We start from the raw sequence: 18,678 nt of genomic DNA, 5'->3' as shown, positions 1-18,678 counted from the left end.
TTTTTATATGCATATGAGATATATCATTATTGTTTTTTTGGTCTTTATTTATTTTTCTCTTTTTATTATTGAGCAAATCCGCCCTTTGAGAACACCGGTTCGCCCGTTACTATCGCGAATGGCCGTTAACTTCTCCTTTACACTCCTGGTATATATTACTGCCAGCATACTGATTGCTCCTTCGGCAAAATATATGGTTGACTTGACACAAATCTATCGATTCGGTCTGCTACCCTTGCTTCCTTTAAACAGTTTTTTAATTTTTGTATCGGGTTTTTTACTGATGGATCTTAGTTTCTACTATTGGCATCGTCTAAATCATAAAATCCCGCTACTTTGGCGCTTTCACAATGTGCATCATGTGGATCAGGATTTAGACGTGACTACATCTATGAGATTTCATTTTGTAGAAATTGCTTATTCGAGCCTTTTTCGACTTATTCAGTTAGGTTTGATTGGTGCAAATCCCATCATCTTTTTTTCCTATGAATTTGTCTTTCAAGCCGGCACCTTCTTTCATCACAGCAATATAAGATTACCGATTCGTTTTGAAAGAATGATAAATAAAATCATTGTTACACCACGAATGCATGGTATTCATCATTCTAATTTTCAAGATGAGACAAATCGAAATTACGGGGTTATTTTTTCTTTCTGGGATCGCCTGCATCGAACCATAAGACTCAATGTCCCTCAAAGAGCAATTACCATTGGCGTTCCCGCCTATGCAAAACCATCCGATAATACATTATCAAGATTGCTGCTTCTGCCTTTTAAAAGACAACGCCATTATTGGCAAATCAATCATAAAAAGCAGTTCAGCCGTCCCGAAAAGCACTTAAATGAAAATCTCAATCAGTTGTCAGAATAGCCAGTCCTCTTTTCTTAACGATCATTTCCATAAAACAATGAAAAATCTTGAAGATTCACCAAACATCCAGTTATAATTTCCCGCCTGCCGTTGTAGCTCAGTTGGTAGAGCAATTGATTCGTAATCAATAGGTCCGCAGTTCGATTCTGCGCAACGGCACCAGTAAAATCAATGAGTTACAAATAATTGTCTATACTGATATTATGTTTTTTTATAAAGGATTTATAGATGACTGATTATATTGAGTTAGCAAGCGTAGCCCGGATTACGGCTACGCCTACATCCAGGATATGCCAACTGCTGAAATAAATTCAGAACAATATATTTTAAAAGGATATTTTGTTTTAGCTATTTGAATGGCATCACGAAGGATGTCAATTTGTTTTATTAATATACCATTTGTTCTATTTGCCAGATTAACAGTAAAAAAATACGTAGCGCCAGACACTTTGGCTCGAATGTATTGCATGAGATTGGATCCTTTTCCTAGGATCGTTTTATAGCTAATTATACCATCGAATTCAAGAGGTGTCGGACCAAGGCCCGACCTACGCTTGCTTCGCTAATGCTGTCGACCCTTCTTTTTTTGAATTTATTTTAATTTTCGAAGATTCAGATTCCAACCAGTATCATGCCCTCTTCTATCTTGGTGGGGTAGACCTTTAAGGTCTTTTCTCTTGAAATTTTCCCTAAGACATTGCCAACCACAGGCGGCCAAGGAGACCAGTCTTTGACATCACCAGTCTCTAAATCAAATGCACTCTTATGGAATGGGCAGATGATGGCGCAATCCTCAGTGATTTTTCCCTTAAATAATGGCAATTTGAAATGAGGGCAATTATGTTGCACGGCATGAATCTTTTCTTTTTGCTTAATAAATAGAATCTTATGTTCTTCTACCTTAACTACTTTGCGCTCATCAAGATCGTTAACCGCCAGCGCTTTTTTCCATTCCATGTCATTTCCTCTTTGATAAAAATCACCATATTAGCACATCATTAGCCTTTTATTGGATCGGAACGATCAAAACTACTGATTAAGCCGGTATATCTGAAAGCTTCAATGTTCTTAATGCACGATTAAAAGTAGGAACACCCTCATCAGCGAGTAGCCTAGGTGCAACGAAGTGAAACCCAGGGCATTAAAATAAATATTCAATTTTCTCTCAGGGATTATTTAAATTTCTGTGGGACATAAGGGACAAGTGGGGCACCCGCACAGCTTATGGGTTAGAGCTGTCCCCATGGTTCGGTTTCAAATAAGGGACAGGTGGGACATTTCATCCCGAAATTTTATAATCAGTTTTAACAAGATTTAAAACACTTGACATATTATGATTGTTTAAGCAATACTTTTTCCGAGCTTGAAATTTAAGCTATCATTTGCCAAGAAAGGCTATTGAGCAGGAGCTAAATTCAGCTAAGGAAAGGAGAAGAACAATGTTTTGTTCTGGCTAGGCCGGAAAGGCATTGGGATTCATTCAAAGGATTGAACTGGTTCAGCATGATGCTGAGTGAATAATCAATTGCGGAGATTCCTATGCCTGCACAAAAACCATCCCGTTTAAATCTATTAAACGAATTTGAATCTGCACCAAAATCAGCACTCTTTAATCAACAAACCATTGCAGCCGTTTTAAGTTGCTCCACCCAGTTACTTGAACGTAATCGCTGGGCAGGAGGTGGCGTTCCTTATTTAAAAATCGGTCGTAAGGTTTTGTATCGTAAAAGCGATGTGCTGGATTTTCTCCAACAACAAAAAGTTTATCACTCAACCAGTGACGAAGGTCAGTCACAGCTTGTTGAGAACGCATAACAATTACTTTTTTGATTGCCGGAATGAATTGAATTCATTCCGCTACATTAAATGTTGTTTGGAGAACAATATATGTCACAGAATCACGTTATTGAATTACCTAGTGCATCAAAAAAGCGACCAATTGTTTGCGACTATGCAGGCGGTAGGTTTCGGTTAACGGATGAGGGGTTAACTTTCATCGGCATAGATAAAGATGGCAGCCCATTACCGCCTCGATGGATATGCTCACCCTTGTATGTCGTTGCAAAAACGCGAGACGCTCAAAGTGGTGAATAGGGTCGCTTGCTGGAATGGCAGGATGATGATGGAATAACTCATCAGTGGGCGATGCCATTGTCCTTGTTGCAAGGCGATTCCTCCGATGTAAGGCGGGAGCTGGCAAGACTTGGATTAAGTATCTCACCCAATAGATCAGCTCGCGATTTGCTTACCTCCTATTTGCAGGTTTTTCCGGTTGAAGCGCGCGCACGTTGTGTTGATAAACTAGGCTGGTATGAATATGTCTTTGTCACCTCTTCTCAGTGTGTCGGACAGTCAACAGAAAAGATTGTATTCCAGAATACCCACGCCATTGAACCAGCTTTGTCTTCAAAAGGCAGTATCGAAGAATGGCGAGATTCAATCGACCGTCTTGCAATTGGCAATTCAAGACTGGTGTTTGCCATATCAACAGCCCTTGCGCCAACACTGGCAAACCTAGTTGGGGAAGACTCTGGCGGTTTTCATTTCAGAGGCGCATCCTCATCGGGTAAAAGCACTGCATTGAAAGTCGCTGCTTCCGTATGGGGCAATCCACAATCGTATTGCCGTTTATGGCGTAGTACTACTAATGGTCTTGAAGGACTGGCAGCATTGCACAATGATGGCTTGCTCATTTTGGATGAACTCAGCCAAATGGACTCAAGAGAAGCTGGAGATGCAGCTTACTTACTGGCCAATGGTCAGGGAAAAACGCGTGCCTCTCGTACTGGTACTATCCGAAAATCTGCTCAGTGGTCTTTGTTTTTTCTCTCGGCTGGGGAAGAGTCCTTGTCAGCCCTTATGGCAAAATCTGGACAGCGCAGCAATGCAGGTCAGGAAATACGCCTTGCTGATATTGAAGCGGATGCTGGGTGCGCCATGGGCATTTTTGAAACGATTCATGATCAGCTGAGTCCTGCAAGCATGGCTTTATCCTTAAAGCAATTTACCAGCCAATATTATGGCGTCATCGGTATGGAGTGGCTTAATAAAGTTGTTACTCATCGACAGAAAATAGTCAGATTTATTACTGATACTATTCAAAACTTTGTTGATGCGGTGATCCAGCCGGATGCAACAGGCCAAATAATCCGTGTCGCCAGACGCTTCGCACTGGTAGCTGCTGCCGGCGAGTTAGCCAGTCGTTTTGGATTGACTGGCTGGAAAGAAGGAGAATCATTTGCTGCTGCTGAGAATTGCTTTACTGCATGGTTAGATGCTTTTGGTGCAGATGGCAACCGTGAAGATCGCGCCATCATGGCGCAGGTGCGTGCTTTCTTTGAATCTCATGGAGCCAGTCGCTTTGACAGCGCAAACCATCCTAACAATGAAAAAATTATTAACCGTGCTGGATTTTATCAAACCGACAGCGAAGGTCTTCGAATATATATGGTTTTAACCGAAGTGTATAAAAACGAACTATGCAAAGGGTTTGATCAACGCACCGTAACAAAAACCTTATTGCAAGCTGGTTGGCTTAAACCCGCACCAGATGGCAACGCTTCTCATAAGCCAAGAATTAAAGGGGTAGGAACGCCAAGGCTATATGTTTTCACCAGTAAAATTTGGGGAGAGGAATAAAATGTTGTATGGAAAACTGCAAAATATGAGTTTTTACATTGAGCACCGAAGGTGCGAATAAGACTCGTGAAGGATGCTAACCAGCTTGCTGGTTAGCATCCTTCACCTATCTTGCCCTGTATTTTGAAATTTATTTTGGACCTCACGTTGGGTTATTTTATGGTTCTCTTTGGAACTTAAACGATTATTCACGAAAATAATCAAAAATAAACGGAAATAAATAAAAAAGGACTGATAAATAACCAAAAAGGACTTTGAGAGGAAGGAAAAGAGACCAAAATAAATAAAAAAAATAATAAAAACCAAAGGATTGAACAACCAATTTTACAGAGAGTAGATTATGAAAAAATTTTTGATAGACTGTGAATCTTGGGATGGATCCTGTAAATAATTCTGTGTAACTGTCATTGGTTAAACAAAATCAATTAATTGCTCTTCAAACTCGATCATAAACCGGTTTAAAGCGGCCTTCCAATTTCTAATGGGCATAGTCCATTTTTTGGAGGCATCCATTATAGCAAAAGATAAACAACTTTTTTAGCAGAGTTGTCAGAAGGACAGGGCAAACGCATGAGTGCTCAAAAAATACCATTTAGTACTTTCTGTGCATAATCAGATTGCAAGGTTGCTTTGTACCGCTTGGCTTTTATCCCTTTTTTACATGATTTTTCGTTACGTAACGCATTAACTGCAACATGTCTAAACACACCGAAATTTTCCGAGGCATTGTCTCGCCTGACTCTAGAATCGTCTTCTCTAAATGACACATCGAGCACCCAGTGTAACTGATTCTCGACAGCCCAATGCTTTCTAACTGCATTAGCAAATATTTTAGCGTCTGGAGCTATTGATACAATAAAATATCGGGTTTCAGAAGTTGTTTTACCATCGATATAACGTTCTGATTCAACCATTCCAATGCCTTGCAAAGAAGCCCATCGTCCAGGATTGCTAATAGTATCCAACATGTCGCTAATCCAATATCGGCGCAGCTCGACACGACCATGGCCTTTATGAGCTTCCTCAAAATAATCATACCGGACATTCTTAAATTCAAATCGGCGAGATGTTTCAAAAAAATCGATTATTTCTTCGTGAAGTTGTTTTTGGTTATCTTTTACAGCCAGTACATAGTCTGCTTCTTTGTTAACTATTTTTTCCGCAATTTTCTCTTGGCAACCCATGGCATCAATGGTCACAATGCAACCCTTGATATCCAATAAATCAAGTAAAGCTGGGATAGCCGTAATCTCATTTGATTTATCATCTGTCTTTTTTTGACCGAGAACAACGCCATTTTCAGCAGCATATGCACTCACCATGTGAATCGCAGACTTACGTTTTTTCTTGTCATATGAATGACGCAGGGTTTTTCCATCAACTGCTATAATTTTACCGTCGGTTGCTTCTTCAACTGCTGCCATCCATTTAATGAAGCAGCTTTGTAATTCTTCTGGATTGAGACTGGACACTATCCTGGCGATCGTGTCATCAACTGGAATGCCTTTCTTAAAAAAACCGCGTTCTTGAAGCCAATTTAAACGAGCATGTCCAACTTCTTCTATATCCTGCCAGCCTTCAGCTCCACAAATAACTGCTAAAACACACAGAATAAGGATATCGATCAGTTCATGATCAATTTTGCTTTCTTGACGTGGATCGCGAATTATTGAAAAACATTCTACTAATGATGACATTTTTGCTCCTTTATAAATAAAGGAGCTATGAGATCACATAATCAGTTTAATTTAAAGGCACTCGTGATCTTGCCCTGGTCAGAAGGAAACAGCTTTCTTTTTTTAATAGCCTTTCGAATGACACTGTTCAATGACTCAATAGCATTTGTTGTATAGATAGCCTTTCGGATGTCCTCTGGATAATTAAATAAGGTATTGAGATTATGCCAATGGCTGCGCCAGGAGCGGCTTATTTGCGGATATTTACTATTCCAGCGCTCAGAAAACTGCTCTAGTGCCAGCAAAGCCTCATCTTCAGTTGCTGACTTTGTTTTACATTTGTGGAATAGATAGGTTTTTTTTATTATTCATTTTAAATTCCTTATTTGTGTTTTAAACGTTATGTCTCAACGAGACCTTTATAGAATAGCAATTATCCCTGATAATATAAACAATTTTTTGTTACAATACTTTGTTGATTTTATCATTCATGCCTTATATACTGTAAACATAATTAAAACCTTTAAGGTTACGAAAAGCCTGCTATAATAACCTTAGAGGTTATCAAGGATAACCATGAGCGAGAAAAAAACACCGGAATATATTCTGGAAGACATTAAAAAAGCTTTTTCCAGAGCCGACCGCTTGAGATGACAGTTTCTGCCAAACAGGGGCAGGTAAGTCTTGGATTTACAGATGAGGATGTTGTAAGCGCCATCCAAGAACTGACAAACAGAGATTTTTATAAATCCATGGCGCCAAAACACCCTGGCTTTACCGCCTGGCAGGACGTTTATAAATCCCGGTTTAAAGGCGTTGAGCTTTATATCAAGTTTCAGGTAGGCACACGCGGTGAGCTTATCCTCTCATTTAAGGAGAAATAGCATGAACAAAGAAATATGCCCCATCTGCGGGGAACAGGCACTGAAACATGAAATCAGACCTGTACCCTATACCTATAAAGGACACACCTTTACGATTGACCAGCCAGCCGAGTGGTGTTCTTCCTGCGGTGAAGGGATTATTAACCCTGAAGACAACAAAGCTGTACAGGCCCGCATTCAGGGAGAAAAAGCCCGCATCGATGGCCTTCTGACGCCACAACAGATCCAAAAAATACGAAAGTTTCTTAAACTCAACCAGAAAGAGGCAAGCCGGCTTTTTGGTGGTGGTGTTAACGCCTTTAACCGTTACGAAAACGGCATAACCCCTATTCCAAAGCCTTTAAGCCTGCTGTTGACCATTCTTGAAAAACATCCCAACCAGCTGGATGAGCTGCTGGAGTATGCGGACAATTTTACGCATAACAGGCCACTGAAACGCAATCACGCCACCGACAGGAGCCATTCATGAAAGAATCGCTGCAGATCACCTTAAGGAAAAACCGCCGCTCCGAAGATCTCATTCAGGTTGCGCGCAAATCAAAAGGCCAAAATATCCTGCACAGCTATAATCAATCTGCTGACGCCATTCCTGAAGAAAACCCTTTCAGTGAAGCTGAGTGTTTTGAAATTGAGTGGTTTGACGAAATGGTCAAGTTCTTTCTTGAAAGAATGAACAGTGATGCTACAGAGCTTGAGCGATACCGGCTTTTCCTGCCGGAAAAACTCTATCAGGCCATGTTTAAATTATCTCAGGCCTGCAGAGAACACGGCGTTGATTACCGTCCTGTGGATTCTATGCTGAAATCCATTATCAATAAAATACGGACCACCGAAAAAAAACTTTATGAGAAAACAAGTATAGAGCTGGATGTTCTGTCTGACATCAATTATCAGGAAAAATCTGATGTATCAGAGCAGCTCAAAGGGCATGCCATGAAAATTTTTAAGGTCTTGATTGAACAGCCTGATTTTTACAATCGTTTCAATGAGCTGGCCCAAACGGTATATCATAAATCGCTTAATATAAAACCCGGCCATCTCAAAGGCTATGCTCAAGGACATACCATGCCCTCCAAGTGGATATTTGCCTGTGCCATTGATGTAATCAGCACCAATACCAGCCCTGTTTCCATAATTGATGAAAACGCCCTGTTTGATCTATGGGTAAAACCAGGGATTCGCGCAGGAAAAAGTACAAATGAAATATCAGAAAAACTTAAAACATGGCAATGCAGTGAACATATCATCGAACAAGCCATGCACCAGGCAAACATAGCTGTATAGCCACCACCTGTGCAACCGGCCGGCATTAACCAGCCAGACTGTGCTCAATGAATTACATACGTACACTTTTGTTTACTATGATTTCTTTCGGCAGGTTACCACAGGATGCAGCAATATAATGATTAACTCTTAAGGAAAAAGGATCTTCCGCTTCCCCTGCCTTAATCATGCCAACGGCAATACCGAGGCTTACACCCTCTCTTTTGAGCCTGTCGAGCATCTCCTGAAGTTCTTCATTGACTTTCAGCTTCCGTACTGCGGTGTATTCCTCATAAATCCAACTATAGTCCTGTAGATAATCCTGAAGTTCGGCAAAACAACGCTCAGATTCTTCTGAGAGGTCTTCGATGGCATTAAACTGACATGCCTGTGCAGACTCTGACATTTCTCGAAGCTGTCTTCCATCTGTGATTTTTTTTAAAGCCAATGTAATGGTTTCTTTTTTGATCATATTCCTCCCTTAAGGCTGCCTCATCGGGATACTGAAATGGCCTGTTAAATACATCAATGTCTTCGAGCTCAAAAGCCACAGGCAGAGCTCGTCTAGCATCAGGACTCGCGCCTTGCCTTTTTCGATTCGCTGAATGGTTCTGACATGAAGCTTTGTGAGCTCCGCCAGAATTTCCTGCGTCCAGCCCTCTCTTTGCAGTACAGCACAACATAAAAGGCAAGATCCTTTGCCGGGATGGGTCCATATTTAGCATTTAGCGTTATTGTGTTCGTTTGTCATTTTTTACCTCTGTGGTCAATAAATCAGCTTCTACTGTATCAGAGCAAAGATAGTCCACCACGGCAGCAGCACGACACAAAGACGACAGCATCTTGCATCCGAAGGACAGCTCAAACTTTGGAAAATGCGACGTGAGATGAAATCACCTAATTACACCACTCAGTGGAGTGAGCTGCCAGTGGTAAGGTTTACTTAGCAGAACCATATCAACCAAACACTGTAGTATTAGGAGTGTTTTGCTCAATCAGGCAGGTTTTAGAGGGATGATGCTTGACATTTGGGCTCTTTATCTGAGTTCTCTTTAGGCTTTTCAAATTTTTTTATAGCAAAAAAGCATTGTTTTTCCAATGAAGGAACCTCAGATTTTAATCCAATTTTTCTTAGCAGATTGGCACTTTCACAAGTCTCGTCAAATTCCTTATCCTTGTCATCTAAAAAGATGAGTTTGCATTTTTTGGAAATCATTTCACAAAGGGCAAGTCTGCATTCCAAGGGCATGCTGGCGACTTCATTGTAGGAGAGGTAAATTTCTTCCAATTGAGATAATGTATCTTTTAAGTTATGTAATGAGGCCAAAGACAGTAGGTGCAAACAATTTGAACTTAAATTAAGACTACGGACATGCTTTAAATTTTGAAAAATTACCCTTAGTTCATTACCCTCTTTCTTCCCTAAAAAATTGCCGGCTAAATTCAGCCTGACTAATGTATCAGATAATGCACTAACTGATTTAGCAAGTTCAACAGTTGTTTGCATGTGGAAATTGTTAAAAGACAAGTCCAATTCACGAATGTTCTCACCAAAACCTGTAAAGGCAAAGGCTAAATCCCTACCTGTTATTTTATATAAAGCATTTAAACGCAACTCTATCTTGCAAATCGATTTGGGGATTGCCAGAAACAATGCGTTTAAGAAATGAGGACTGCAACTGTCTAAACTGTTTGCGGTTAGATCTAAAACAACAGCTTCCTTAGGAATTTGGGCAATAATTTCTGGAATTGTCATTTTGTTTTGTATTAAATTGATTATTTTGAATTTCATTTAATCTCTTAGGATTTATTAAGGTCACCTTGATTAATTTATAGCATAATATTTAAAAAGTAAAGTCAATCTTAAGTTACCCTTCTGCATTAGAGATAATAAAAGCCGTGTCTGGAGATTTATGAAAAGCTGCATTATCCATGATAATGATTTTACCACGTCCAATTTCAGGTAGGAGGAAATTACTTAACCAAAAATTGAATAAAACACCGTCCATGGCCTAGCGCTCCGGAACTTGCGCCCTGATGCAAAATCTGGAATCACTAAATTAAATGGCTTAAATTCTACCAATTGGATTATAACTACATGTAAATTCAAACGGTTTAGACTCGGCCTGTCCATTTAAATGTAAATAGTAACCTTCATTTTTAAGTAACAAATTAAGATCAAGTAAATTATCTACCTCATACAAATAATCACGATGTGGAGATTCCCAATCAGAAATTTGCATTAGCGCTTTTTGTTTTGCTTCAAATTCATCAGTAGCAACTACAAAAATATTTTTATGTAATTCAATAAATTGCCTTTGATCATAACCACCTAAGTTTGCGAAAAATAATTTATTACTATGCTCCTCTGGTTGCTCCTGTGAAATTTGAATGCTATGTCCATCCGCATAATTTAAAATGCCCCATGCATCTATATGTAAGCTTTTTGGTAAGCCCCACCAGCTTTTTCTAAGAGCATCATAGGTATCTTCAATAGTGTTAGCCGCTATAAAGCGAATATCATGGAGTTCGATTAGAGAATTAGGATGGCTTCCACCAATATATACTACAAATAAATTCATTATTAATCATCCTTAGGAGACAGCAGTTTTTTGAACTTTGTCTGTACTTATTTCAGCATTTACATGCAAATACACCAGAATCCAGTTAAACTTTGATTCGTTTATAATCTGAAACCTCATATGAATCAGCTTGCATTAACTCTTCGAAGCTTATTTCAAAAACCGTTCCTATTACTTGATGCTCAGGATTCCCCGTATAAGTGATAATTGGGTGTATGTTTTCACCACTTGTTGCAACAACATCAGGATCTTTGATTTCTAAAGTTGATAGCTCAAATTTGGATAAAACATCTTTACAGCCGTCAAGCTTACGACCAAAATTTGCGATTTGTACATTTTCAAACTGCAATGTTCCATATGAAAATATTTTTTCATGATACATCGATAAATCCTCTTAACTATAGTTCCTACTTTAATTCTGTGGTTGATATTACCACTCGATTTAGATAGATTACAACGAAAATTTTAATAAGAAATAGCCCTTTGAGTTCCGACTCTGGCTATTCTAGGAACTGCATAATGGAACGAATATCAGCTAAAAAAATGGCACAAAAGGTTTCAAATTTGCTTAAGGCTCAGAATCCTAATTATGATTATCTTCGAGATGTATTCAGGTTTGTAAGAGAAAATCTTAATATCGAGGTCACCACAACACCCAAACGATTGCCCTATGTTCCTACTGAAGATGAAATCAGACTTTTTTACAAAGCAGTTTGGGAGTCTCACGATATTGTTCCTATGCTCATTGTTAAAGTTTTGCTCTATACAGGAATAAGAGTTAGCGAGTTAATTAATATACAGTTAGCTGATGTTGATTTAACTAATTGCCGAATAAAAATTAATCAAGGAAAAGGTAAAAAAGATAGAGTTGTACCCTTTTCACCAGCATTTAAAGAAACTTTAGCACTTCATATAAAACAATATAAAAATGAAAATAGACTTTTTCTATTCGAATCCGGATTTCGTCGTCACTATACTGATCGCGGAATTAGAAAAATTCTTATGAGGTATACTAAGATCGCTGGTATTGAGCGCTCTATCTCACCTCATAAATTAAGACACTTTTTGTTTACTTGGCTTAAGAAAAAAAATATTGATGATGCTTTTATCCAACCTTACTCCGGACATGCGAAAAGAGATTCGTTAGAAATTTATTCAAAATTAAGCTTAGCTGATGCACAAGATAAATATAATGATGTTATTGGAGACTTCCCAGTCTGATATTTTAAATTTTTGCATCAGGGCGCAAGTTCGGAGCGCTAAGCCTTATAAAGTAAACTTACTTCCAGAGCCAAAGTTTTCATCAATCATGGCTTCCAGTTTTTCTCTTAATGTATCGCTTCCTATACGTTGAACAGCCGCTTGAAGTGTCGTCAAATTTGAGTATTCCATTGTAAATGAAGTTTGTTGTTGCTTACTGTTTGCTAAATTATATAAGTCTCCTTCAAAATAGCCCTCTCCGCCTTCACCAAATTGATCAAGTAAAAAACGTTCTGCATCATCTAATTGGTTTGAATCAAAAACTAATTGATATTGACCATTGTCATTTGTTATTTGAATATCCCGAATATTTGATGCTTCAGGTATACTGATTTTTTGATGAAACGCCCCGGATTTCAGAGCAGTATTCAAGACTTGATATTGATGTTGAGTTAAATATATACCGGCATACTGATTTTTGTGCTGCACAGTTTTAGGCGAACCTGGATTTTTAACACTTGAAATACCGACTTTCACAAGTTCATTAGCAAAAGACTGTGCTTCCGCATCGGTCTTAAAAGAAATGAAAACAGCATGACTTGAGCCTTCATTCGGAAAAATCCATACCGTATCTTTCACACCCGTGATTTGTTTTTTAATTTCAGCTGCAGTGGTCTGCAAAGATTGCTTATTTATTGTGTGATGAAACGCCCCGGATTTTAGATCAGTGTTCAAGGCTTGATATTGATGTTGAGTTAAATATATACCGGCATACTGATTTTTGTGCTGTACAGTTTTAGGCGAACCTGGATTTTTAACACTTGAAATACCGACTTTCACAAGTTCATTAGCAAAAGACTGTGCTTCCGCATCGGTCTTAAAAGAAATGAAAACAGCATGACTTGAGCCTTCATTCGGAAAAATCCATACCGTATCTTTCACACCCGTGATTTGTTTTTTAATTTCAGCTGCAGTGGTTTGCAAAGATTGCTTATTCATTAGGTCAGCAACATCTGATTTTTTACTAATACCCATCCTTCTAGCCATGCTAAAATAAGATTTGGGTATTGATGATTGTGTGGGCTGGGGTTGAACAGGCGCTACAATGTTTAATCCTTGTGGGGTTATTTGTTCCAATCGCATCATAGCATTCTTAGGATCGGAAGCTGTTTGTGCAGCTAAATCGGGATCTTTTCTGGCATAAGATAAAGTTTTAGCGATTACCTGTGCACCAGTGGCCTTACACATTTGCGCAGCATAATTCATCATTGCTTTCGTGGTATGAGCTGCTTTAGCCGTATCGCCAAGCAAATAATCCAGTTGATTTTGAAGAGGGCCACTGATTTGAGTTCTGTTGTCATCCCTCCAGCATCGCACTAAATCATTATGATGGCTTAGATCAAGAATCCGCTTCATGACCATTGCTTTTTGTTGAGCAGTAACATTTCCAACAGCGGTAAACCCTTTTTCCGCACCTTTTAGATTTATTTTTCCACTTTTCCAATCACCTACTGGCATGTGAGAGCACATAAAAGTTGACATTCCCTTTATTAAGTCGTCCTTAAACCCCATTTGTTTAGCAACACTTTCAAACAAAATTGCAGAACGCTCAGCATTAGATGGATCGCCTCTACCACCCCGTTCATTCGTCCTTCCTGCACGAAACATAAAAGCAGCTAATTCCATACAAGCTATTTCTTCTTCCGTCATTGCTAAAGCAGCTTCTTTATGCGGTGAGGTACCTTCTTGTTGAATAATTGATAAATACCTCTTTGAAAACTCGCGCTGACGCAATGCATGAGCCGTTCCATGATTTTCATGGAACGCCACCATATTACGATTGCTATTTGAAATCAAATCATTAGGGTTGTCAGCATAAGGCTGTTCTATCATATCCTCTGATATAGCAGCAAAAACATCTTTATAATCTCCTCGATAGCTGGGTTTCCAATACCCTTTGAATTGACTCATGTCTCTATGGTGAAATGATGTCGGGTTGCCTAATGAGGTTTTCGACAAATTACCTAAATTTACAGATGTGTAACCCCGGGGCGGATTATTTGGTTGGGGGTTATTAAAATGTCTACCAGGAAAGACCATAATATATTCCTTTTAAACAGTTTAGTGAACTAATTGGTTAACTTTTTCATTTATATTTTCAGTTTGTAAGGAAACCAATTCCTCAATGGATAGCGATTCTAACTTGCCATCAGACAATGTAAAATTCAGTGTTCCTTTTGAGCTAATATAAGCTGGAACTATGGTAAATAAATTTATCAAAATATTTTTAAGTAATGTCTTATTTTTTAAATGAAACTTTAATTTTATGCCGTCATAAGATATGAATTCATCCTCATTTAAGTAGTAATAAAGCGCCTCTTTCTCATTATTGATATTTTTTACTGATTGTTGATCAATAAGATGTGAAATAAGATCAAAGCCATAATCCACGATCTCTCCATTTTCATCTGCCAGTTTTATATCTATCTCATTCATAGCTACAACTCCTCATATGTAACTGTTATTTTTTAAAAATTATCCAATAAAATGTTACTGCTACATATGTAACTCACTTAACAGCTATCAACGGCTCCGTACCCATTGCGTACTTCATGGTGAGGTTTACTGTAAAAATAATTATAGGAAAATATCAAAAATATATCAATCGGTTCGTATTTTGGTTTTTCTGCATAAATATATACAAACAATACTGCATGTATTCATCTCACCCATAGTACTACAGCTGTAATTTAAGGAATTTTGATTAGAATATCTGATTCCTCCTCGATGAGCCGTATGTCTTGTGGGAAAACAGCCATTCTTGAATTAAAGCTTATCGAAAAGAATAAAAAAACATCAAAATATTGGATCTAAAAACACCATCTTAAGGTATAATGTCAAATAAACCCATGACTGAGCTTAATTATGCCTCTTAGAACAATTGCTTCCAAAAGCACTGGACCTCAAGAAAATTCACTCATAGTTTGCGCAGGGACAGTCACATGTACAAATGTGGCCGGCATGGGTTCAGGTTTCTTAGCCTTTAAGAAATTTTTTAATCAGAATTTATCTGTTAATGATAGTGTGGGTGGCTGGCAAGCGATTTTAAACCAACATTTAGCCGCTTATCACTCGCAAAAAGCACCAATGCCTGCTTACATCCGTTTGGCACAACAAGATTCATACATAGGTGCTGTGGCCACTGTCCCTGTAAAAGGTGGCAAAGGCTTAACTCTAGAAAAATTCTCCAGCTCTGAAGCTCGCGACAAAGCTCATAAGCAACAATATCGACAGGCTGTGGCGCAAGCCATTAAGGATGCACTGGCATTAAATAGACCGCTCTACATCCAACCCCTGGGTATCGGCGTCTACGGCTGGGCTCCTGAGGAAGCGGCCAAATTATTTGCCGAGATGATTATCGAAAATGATCCAGAGGATCAATTAGACATCAGCATTCCCATTTTTGATACTTCTCCTTCTTCAAGGGACATGAAATTTGAACAAGCTTTAGCGAAAGAACTTAAACACCAGCGCCCTCTGGTAGGAACTACTCAATCCCAAAGTCAAAAGAAAACGGATGTCTCAAAGCCAAGATATCATCAAACTGAACAAAGTAAAACTACTGAGAGCAAAAGTCCTCTCAGCGCCAACCAGATACAGTTATCGGCTATCATTGAGAGGCTAATCGGCAACATTGAAAGCAAGCAGGGAAATCGCTAGACTTCCGGAAAAGGTTCCCAGAAAGTGCAGCCTTGAAGGACGTCAAAAAAAAGCTGCAAAGCACTCCCTCTGAAAAATGGGGAGAGAAAGAAAGCGAATTTCTTCTTGAGACGCTAAGAATTTGCGAACAAAAAAGAAGCTTTTTTCATTTCTGGGCCACGCCCGAAAGCGTTACTGAATTTAAGACCTTGCTTAAGGAGAAGGGACTAAAGCTCCCCGACGAAAAGGCAATTACCTTAAATAAAAAATAACTCCAGGCTTAGGTTAAAGATTGCCTTCCAGTAAGAAGTATCCTTTCATTATCGTACTCGCTGTGAATAATCGTATCGAGAATTGAGAGTTGAAATAAGATATCATGTATTTTCGTTAACTTGCTTAAACAATGGTAATTTATGGCAGGGCATCAGCTCCGTCATTCTGCTATAGCTGACCAGTTTTGGAAAATAGGGATGTAAATCTTTCTGCAAAACAGAAGAAGAATAATGGCTTTTGAAGTGTCGATAATTGGACTGGTGATAGTGAATGACTATCGTCATTATTTCTGACATGGATAGGCTAAAGGCTTTCTTCCTGACTTGCCTGACACATTTAAAAGTTGCTGCTCAAAGCTTGGTAAAAACGTTTGACAAAAATCATCGACAACACAGAATAATTCGACTAGCTTATCTATTACAGACCTCTTGTATCCTATGAATGTTCTTTGAAAAAAACAAATAAGATCACAAAAGGTCTAGGGTTTAATATATTATCCCTTTACAGCATAATCCTTAAACAGTTATATCGAATTCACGTTATTTATGTAGTTTGGTTGAGGGAAGCTTCTCTTCCTCTTTTTCTTTTTTAGTGAGGTTTTCAAACATACCTACTTTGCTTAATACCCCAGCGCTTTTGCTGATTTCTTGTAGTTCGCGTTGAATCACTTCGTCGTTTTTTGATTTTTTCGTTTCAGTGCTTGGTGATTTAAATTTTTCCTTTTTTTCCGTATATGTACCATCTTCAAGCTCTGATACTTCTCGTTTTCGTTCTTCTCTAAGTTTTTTCAGATACGTAGTGCTTATGTTAAAGCGCTCAGGGTTTATGATAAATTCCCTTTTCCATTCGTTAATTCTCTCCGAGGCATGGTCAAATATTATTTGTCGTGCCTCATCCGCCAGTGTATAGAACTCAACTGTATCTTCAATTGGGTTACCGTAAGGTAAGTCAGCTCTTTTTAATAGCTCTTGCCATTTTTCCTTACCAAAAAATATTTCCCCCATAGTGTCTACGAAATCCTCATCGATTTTTCGAATATCTTTCATTTCTTCTGGGAAAACATTACTATACGACATGGAACCAAAAACAACTTCTGTCAGTGAGTGGCCGTCGCACAGGATTAAATTGGCTACCATCGCTTTGAATATGTCTTTTTTATTCAAGTCGAACAGCTCCCCGTATATCAATGATACATCAACGTGTCCCGACATTCCTGAAACCATCGGCACCGTAATCATCGCTTGCTTGCTTAATGCCCCTCCGTACATTGAATTCAATACCCAAGCAGTTTTTCCGCTTATCCAGGTTCGGGCGCCATCAAATTTTTCGTCAAATAAATGCTGTTCAAAATCATCAATGGGTACAACATCCGTATAATAGGTACTGGACTCGGCTTCTTTATGTGCTTTTTCCCTAATTTTTTTAATTATATCCAAATAAGGACGAATCGCTCCTAAATATTCGGCGCATTGTCTTGAAGAAAGACTATCGTGCAGGGGTCTCAGATTGCGGATATTTCTACTATCCTTAAACATAAACTCAATATCCTCTATGAGTTTGGCGTATTTCGGATTTTTTGGGATTTCACAGTCCAGAGGGCTTTTATGTTTCACTTCCTCCTTGATGTCCTCTAAACGTGTTTCCAAATCCTCAAGGCGTTTAATCGTAGCGTCTAAATTGAGTTTGCCTTCGAGGGTTTTCTTTAAGATATTTGCCGGTGGCACCGTACAAAACAGTCCATGCGATTCATACTTTTTATAGCCCACGGAAATGCCAGGAAGTTTTTTCTTGCCAAATTCTCGTGTTCGGATATGCTCTGCTTCGGCAAATTCAACCAAGGCTTCGAGTTTTTCTGCGTTGACAATTTCCCCCTTGGGATCATGTTTTTTGACATATTCAACAAAGGCTTTGGCACGTTTAAAGTTATCATAGCCCTGCCCAAAGAGAAACAAATCAAAATAATGTTCCGTATCATTGGCCAAAAACTGAATCACGCGCTCATTCTCGCAGTCCTGAAAGGCACTATACACATCAGCTGCAAGAATGGCTCCCTGATATTTGGGATTGAATATCGCTTCATCGCTATAAACGTCAGTGATAAATTGTTCAAAATCGCTGGATATTTTGACATCTCTACCCGGAATATTCTCAATGCCTTGCTCTTTCGCAAAGGCATAAATTAACTTCCAGAAGTTAAAAGTTTTATTTCTGAGTTGGATATGTAAGTCGCTATCCTTGTCATAGCTTGACCGATTCGGGCGGAGTTCTTTTTGCAATTCTTGGGCAATTAATTTTTCTTTTTGGTGTTTTATCCTCATAGCATCACTGAAATATTGCATTGTAAGAGCAAAAAAAGGGTCAATGATCTTATGATCTTTTTTATGTTTCCTGGCTAAATGGTGGCTGTAAATATGAGGGTCTTTAATATCTAAACCCTTCAATATTCCTGTTTTTTCATACAATTTTATAGAATCATCCGTTTGATGCACCATACTGTCATCCACGCCAAAAAATTCGAATTTTTGGGATTTTCTTAATTTATCTCTTGATTCCTCAAGGTGTTTTCTTACTTCGCTTTCTTTAGTGCTCAT

At 38.7% G+C, this 18,678-nt stretch carries 19 protein-coding genes, 1 tRNA gene and 4 pseudogenes; 10 read left to right on the top strand and 14 right to left on the bottom strand.

Annotated features, from left to right (window positions below; all coding sequences use genetic code 11):
* The first annotated feature begins 7 nt into the window (after positions 1–7).
* Both E4T55_RS13295 and E4T55_RS13290 read left to right on the top strand, forming a co-directional pair.
* Positions 8–871: a sterol desaturase family protein gene (locus tag E4T55_RS13295; RefSeq protein ID WP_058500409.1), complete on the top strand. Its 864-nt coding sequence runs from the start codon at positions 8–10 to the stop codon at positions 869–871.
* An 86-nt stretch (positions 872–957) separates the two neighbouring features.
* Positions 958–1,033 (top strand) — tRNA-Thr (locus E4T55_RS13290).
* A 115-nt stretch (positions 1,034–1,148) separates the two neighbouring features.
* Here the strand turns inward: E4T55_RS13290 and E4T55_RS13285 are convergent.
* On the bottom strand, positions 1,149–1,340 hold the full coding sequence (locus tag E4T55_RS13285) for a hypothetical protein (protein ID WP_058500408.1): 192 nt from the start codon (positions 1,338–1,340) through the stop codon (positions 1,149–1,151).
* 143 nt (positions 1,341–1,483) lie between these two features.
* Complete coding sequence (locus E4T55_RS13280; RefSeq protein ID WP_058500407.1) at positions 1,484–1,828, bottom strand: Rieske (2Fe-2S) protein; 345 nt, start codon at positions 1,826–1,828, stop codon at positions 1,484–1,486.
* 582 nt (positions 1,829–2,410) lie between these two features.
* Between E4T55_RS13280 and E4T55_RS13275 the strand changes: the two genes are divergently transcribed.
* Both E4T55_RS13275 and E4T55_RS13270 read left to right on the top strand, forming a co-directional pair.
* Positions 2,411–2,686 (top strand): helix-turn-helix domain-containing protein, encoded by a 276-nt coding sequence (locus E4T55_RS13275; protein ID WP_058500406.1) that lies wholly within the window; start codon positions 2,411–2,413, stop codon positions 2,684–2,686.
* A 72-nt stretch (positions 2,687–2,758) separates the two neighbouring features.
* A pseudogene (locus E4T55_RS13270) lies at positions 2,759–4,510 on the top strand (DUF927 domain-containing protein).
* A gap of 411 nt (positions 4,511–4,921) precedes the next feature.
* Here the strand turns inward: E4T55_RS13270 and E4T55_RS15590 are convergent.
* The 3 genes and pseudogenes from E4T55_RS15590 to E4T55_RS13255 form a co-directional block, all read right to left on the bottom strand.
* Positions 4,922–5,067: pseudogene (locus E4T55_RS15590) on the bottom strand (IS256 family transposase); the annotation flags it as partial.
* A gap of 21 nt (positions 5,068–5,088) precedes the next feature.
* Entirely contained in the window at positions 5,089–6,207 is a 1,119-nt protein-coding gene (locus E4T55_RS13260) for an ISAs1 family transposase (protein WP_058500405.1), read from the bottom strand.
* A 77-nt stretch (positions 6,208–6,284) separates the two neighbouring features.
* Positions 6,285–6,506 (bottom strand): annotated as a pseudogene (locus E4T55_RS13255) (transposase); the annotation flags it as partial.
* 330 nt (positions 6,507–6,836) lie between these two features.
* Between E4T55_RS13255 and E4T55_RS13250 the strand changes: the two are divergent.
* Genes E4T55_RS13250 through E4T55_RS13240 form a run of 3 tightly spaced genes read left to right on the top strand, consistent with a single transcriptional unit; the run spans position 6,837 to position 8,354 of the window.
* A complete protein-coding gene (locus tag E4T55_RS13250; RefSeq protein WP_058502568.1) occupies positions 6,837–7,070 on the top strand; it encodes a type II toxin-antitoxin system MqsR family toxin in 234 nt (77 codons plus the stop codon).
* Between the two features lies 1 nt (position 7,071).
* A complete protein-coding gene (locus E4T55_RS13245; RefSeq protein ID WP_058502567.1) occupies positions 7,072–7,539 on the top strand; it encodes a type II toxin-antitoxin system MqsA family antitoxin in 468 nt (155 codons plus the stop codon).
* Complete coding sequence (locus E4T55_RS13240; protein WP_058502566.1) at positions 7,536–8,354, top strand: hypothetical protein; 819 nt, start codon at positions 7,536–7,538, stop codon at positions 8,352–8,354. Before E4T55_RS13245 ends, E4T55_RS13240 begins: the two co-directional genes overlap by 4 nt.
* Before the next feature lie 52 nt (positions 8,355–8,406).
* Here the strand turns inward: E4T55_RS13240 and E4T55_RS13235 are convergent, their stop codons facing one another.
* Both E4T55_RS13235 and E4T55_RS15670 read right to left on the bottom strand, forming a co-directional pair.
* On the bottom strand, positions 8,407–8,805 hold the full coding sequence (locus tag E4T55_RS13235; RefSeq protein ID WP_058502565.1) for a hypothetical protein: 399 nt from the start codon (positions 8,803–8,805) through the stop codon (positions 8,407–8,409).
* A 9-nt stretch (positions 8,806–8,814) separates the two neighbouring features.
* Positions 8,815–9,003, bottom strand: coding sequence for a helix-turn-helix domain-containing protein (locus tag E4T55_RS15670; protein ID WP_223168325.1), 189 nt, complete (start codon positions 9,001–9,003; stop codon positions 8,815–8,817).
* Between the two features lie 205 nt (positions 9,004–9,208).
* On the opposite strand from E4T55_RS15670, the gene E4T55_RS15500 reads away from it, so the two are divergent.
* Entirely contained in the window at positions 9,209–9,280 is a 72-nt protein-coding gene (locus tag E4T55_RS15500; protein WP_082636569.1) for a DUF4113 domain-containing protein, read from the top strand.
* A 59-nt stretch (positions 9,281–9,339) separates the two neighbouring features.
* Here E4T55_RS15500 and E4T55_RS13220 read toward each other — a convergent pair whose 3' ends face one another.
* From E4T55_RS13220 to E4T55_RS13210, 3 genes are all read right to left on the bottom strand, one after another.
* Positions 9,340–10,125, bottom strand: coding sequence for a leucine-rich repeat domain-containing protein (locus tag E4T55_RS13220; RefSeq protein WP_058502564.1), 786 nt, complete (start codon positions 10,123–10,125; stop codon positions 9,340–9,342).
* 277 nt (positions 10,126–10,402) lie between these two features.
* A complete protein-coding gene (locus tag E4T55_RS13215; RefSeq protein WP_058502563.1) occupies positions 10,403–10,915 on the bottom strand; it encodes a DUF1543 domain-containing protein in 513 nt (170 codons plus the stop codon).
* A gap of 85 nt (positions 10,916–11,000) precedes the next feature.
* Positions 11,001–11,297, bottom strand: a complete 297-nt coding sequence (locus E4T55_RS13210) for a gamma-glutamylcyclotransferase family protein (protein WP_058502562.1) — start codon at positions 11,295–11,297, stop codon at positions 11,001–11,003.
* A 137-nt stretch (positions 11,298–11,434) separates the two neighbouring features.
* Between E4T55_RS13210 and E4T55_RS13205 the strand changes: the two genes are divergently transcribed.
* Positions 11,435–12,136, top strand: coding sequence for a tyrosine-type recombinase/integrase (locus tag E4T55_RS13205; RefSeq protein ID WP_058502561.1), 702 nt, complete (start codon positions 11,435–11,437; stop codon positions 12,134–12,136).
* A gap of 45 nt (positions 12,137–12,181) precedes the next feature.
* On the opposite strand, the gene E4T55_RS13200 is transcribed toward E4T55_RS13205, so the two are convergent.
* Positions 12,182–14,215, bottom strand: coding sequence for a SidE phosphodiesterase domain-containing protein (locus E4T55_RS13200; RefSeq protein ID WP_115325226.1), 2,034 nt, complete (start codon positions 14,213–14,215; stop codon positions 12,182–12,184).
* A 21-nt stretch (positions 14,216–14,236) separates the two neighbouring features.
* Positions 14,237–14,611 (bottom strand): hypothetical protein, encoded by a 375-nt coding sequence (locus E4T55_RS13195; protein ID WP_058502559.1) that lies wholly within the window; start codon positions 14,609–14,611, stop codon positions 14,237–14,239.
* Positions 14,612–15,136: 525 nt separating this feature from the next.
* Here E4T55_RS13195 and E4T55_RS13190 point away from each other — a divergent pair.
* Positions 15,137–15,835, top strand: coding sequence for a hypothetical protein (locus E4T55_RS13190; protein ID WP_131780757.1), 699 nt, complete (start codon positions 15,137–15,139; stop codon positions 15,833–15,835).
* A gap of 356 nt (positions 15,836–16,191) precedes the next feature.
* On the opposite strand, the pseudogene E4T55_RS15665 reads toward E4T55_RS13190, so the two are convergent.
* Positions 16,192–16,505 (bottom strand): annotated as a pseudogene (locus E4T55_RS15665) (IS982 family transposase); the annotation flags it as partial.
* A 121-nt stretch (positions 16,506–16,626) separates the two neighbouring features.
* The gene (locus E4T55_RS13180) at positions 16,627–18,678 is read right to left on the bottom strand and encodes a hypothetical protein (protein WP_115325225.1); all 2,052 of its coding nucleotides are present in this window, start codon (positions 18,676–18,678) and stop codon (positions 16,627–16,629) included.

It is taken from the genome of Legionella israelensis, assembly GCF_004571175.1.
Taxonomy (GTDB): Bacteria; Pseudomonadota; Gammaproteobacteria; order Legionellales; family Legionellaceae; genus Legionella_D; species Legionella_D israelensis.
The sequence above is the reverse complement of the archived record's forward strand: the minus strand, read 5'-3'. Positions and strand labels throughout refer to the sequence as shown.

What these genes read in the sequence shown, in the direction of transcription:
- E4T55_RS13295 (WP_058500409.1), top strand. Translation starts at nt 8, where the DNA reads ATGCATATGAGATATATCATTATTGTTTTTTTGGTCTTTATTTATTTT.
- E4T55_RS13285 (WP_058500408.1), bottom strand. Translation starts at nt 1,340, where the DNA reads ATGCAATACATTCGAGCCAAAGTGTCTGGCGCTACGTATTTTTTTACT.
- E4T55_RS13280 (WP_058500407.1), bottom strand. Translation starts at nt 1,828, where the DNA reads ATGGAATGGAAAAAAGCGCTGGCGGTTAACGATCTTGATGAGCGCAAA.
- E4T55_RS13275 (WP_058500406.1), top strand. Translation starts at nt 2,411, where the DNA reads ATGCCTGCACAAAAACCATCCCGTTTAAATCTATTAAACGAATTTGAA.
- E4T55_RS13260 (WP_058500405.1), bottom strand. Translation starts at nt 6,207, where the DNA reads ATGTCATCATTAGTAGAATGTTTTTCAATAATTCGCGATCCACGTCAA.
- E4T55_RS13250 (WP_058502568.1), top strand. Translation starts at nt 6,837, where the DNA reads ATGACAGTTTCTGCCAAACAGGGGCAGGTAAGTCTTGGATTTACAGAT.
- E4T55_RS13245 (WP_058502567.1), top strand. Translation starts at nt 7,072, where the DNA reads ATGAACAAAGAAATATGCCCCATCTGCGGGGAACAGGCACTGAAACAT.
- E4T55_RS13240 (WP_058502566.1), top strand. Translation starts at nt 7,536, where the DNA reads ATGAAAGAATCGCTGCAGATCACCTTAAGGAAAAACCGCCGCTCCGAA.
- E4T55_RS13235 (WP_058502565.1), bottom strand. Translation starts at nt 8,805, where the DNA reads ATGATCAAAAAAGAAACCATTACATTGGCTTTAAAAAAAATCACAGAT.
- E4T55_RS13220 (WP_058502564.1), bottom strand. Translation starts at nt 10,125, where the DNA reads ATGAAATTCAAAATAATCAATTTAATACAAAACAAAATGACAATTCCA.
- E4T55_RS13215 (WP_058502563.1), bottom strand. Translation starts at nt 10,915, where the DNA reads ATGAATTTATTTGTAGTATATATTGGTGGAAGCCATCCTAATTCTCTA.
- E4T55_RS13210 (WP_058502562.1), bottom strand. Translation starts at nt 11,297, where the DNA reads ATGTATCATGAAAAAATATTTTCATATGGAACATTGCAGTTTGAAAAT.
- E4T55_RS13205 (WP_058502561.1), top strand. Translation starts at nt 11,435, where the DNA reads ATGGAACGAATATCAGCTAAAAAAATGGCACAAAAGGTTTCAAATTTG.
- E4T55_RS13200 (WP_115325226.1), bottom strand. Translation starts at nt 14,215, where the DNA reads ATGGTCTTTCCTGGTAGACATTTTAATAACCCCCAACCAAATAATCCG.
- E4T55_RS13195 (WP_058502559.1), bottom strand. Translation starts at nt 14,611, where the DNA reads ATGAATGAGATAGATATAAAACTGGCAGATGAAAATGGAGAGATCGTG.
- E4T55_RS13190 (WP_131780757.1), top strand. Translation starts at nt 15,137, where the DNA reads ATGGGTTCAGGTTTCTTAGCCTTTAAGAAATTTTTTAATCAGAATTTA.
- E4T55_RS13180 (WP_115325225.1), bottom strand. Translation starts at nt 18,678, where the DNA reads ATGAGCACTAAAGAAAGCGAAGTAAGAAAACACCTTGAGGAATCAAGA.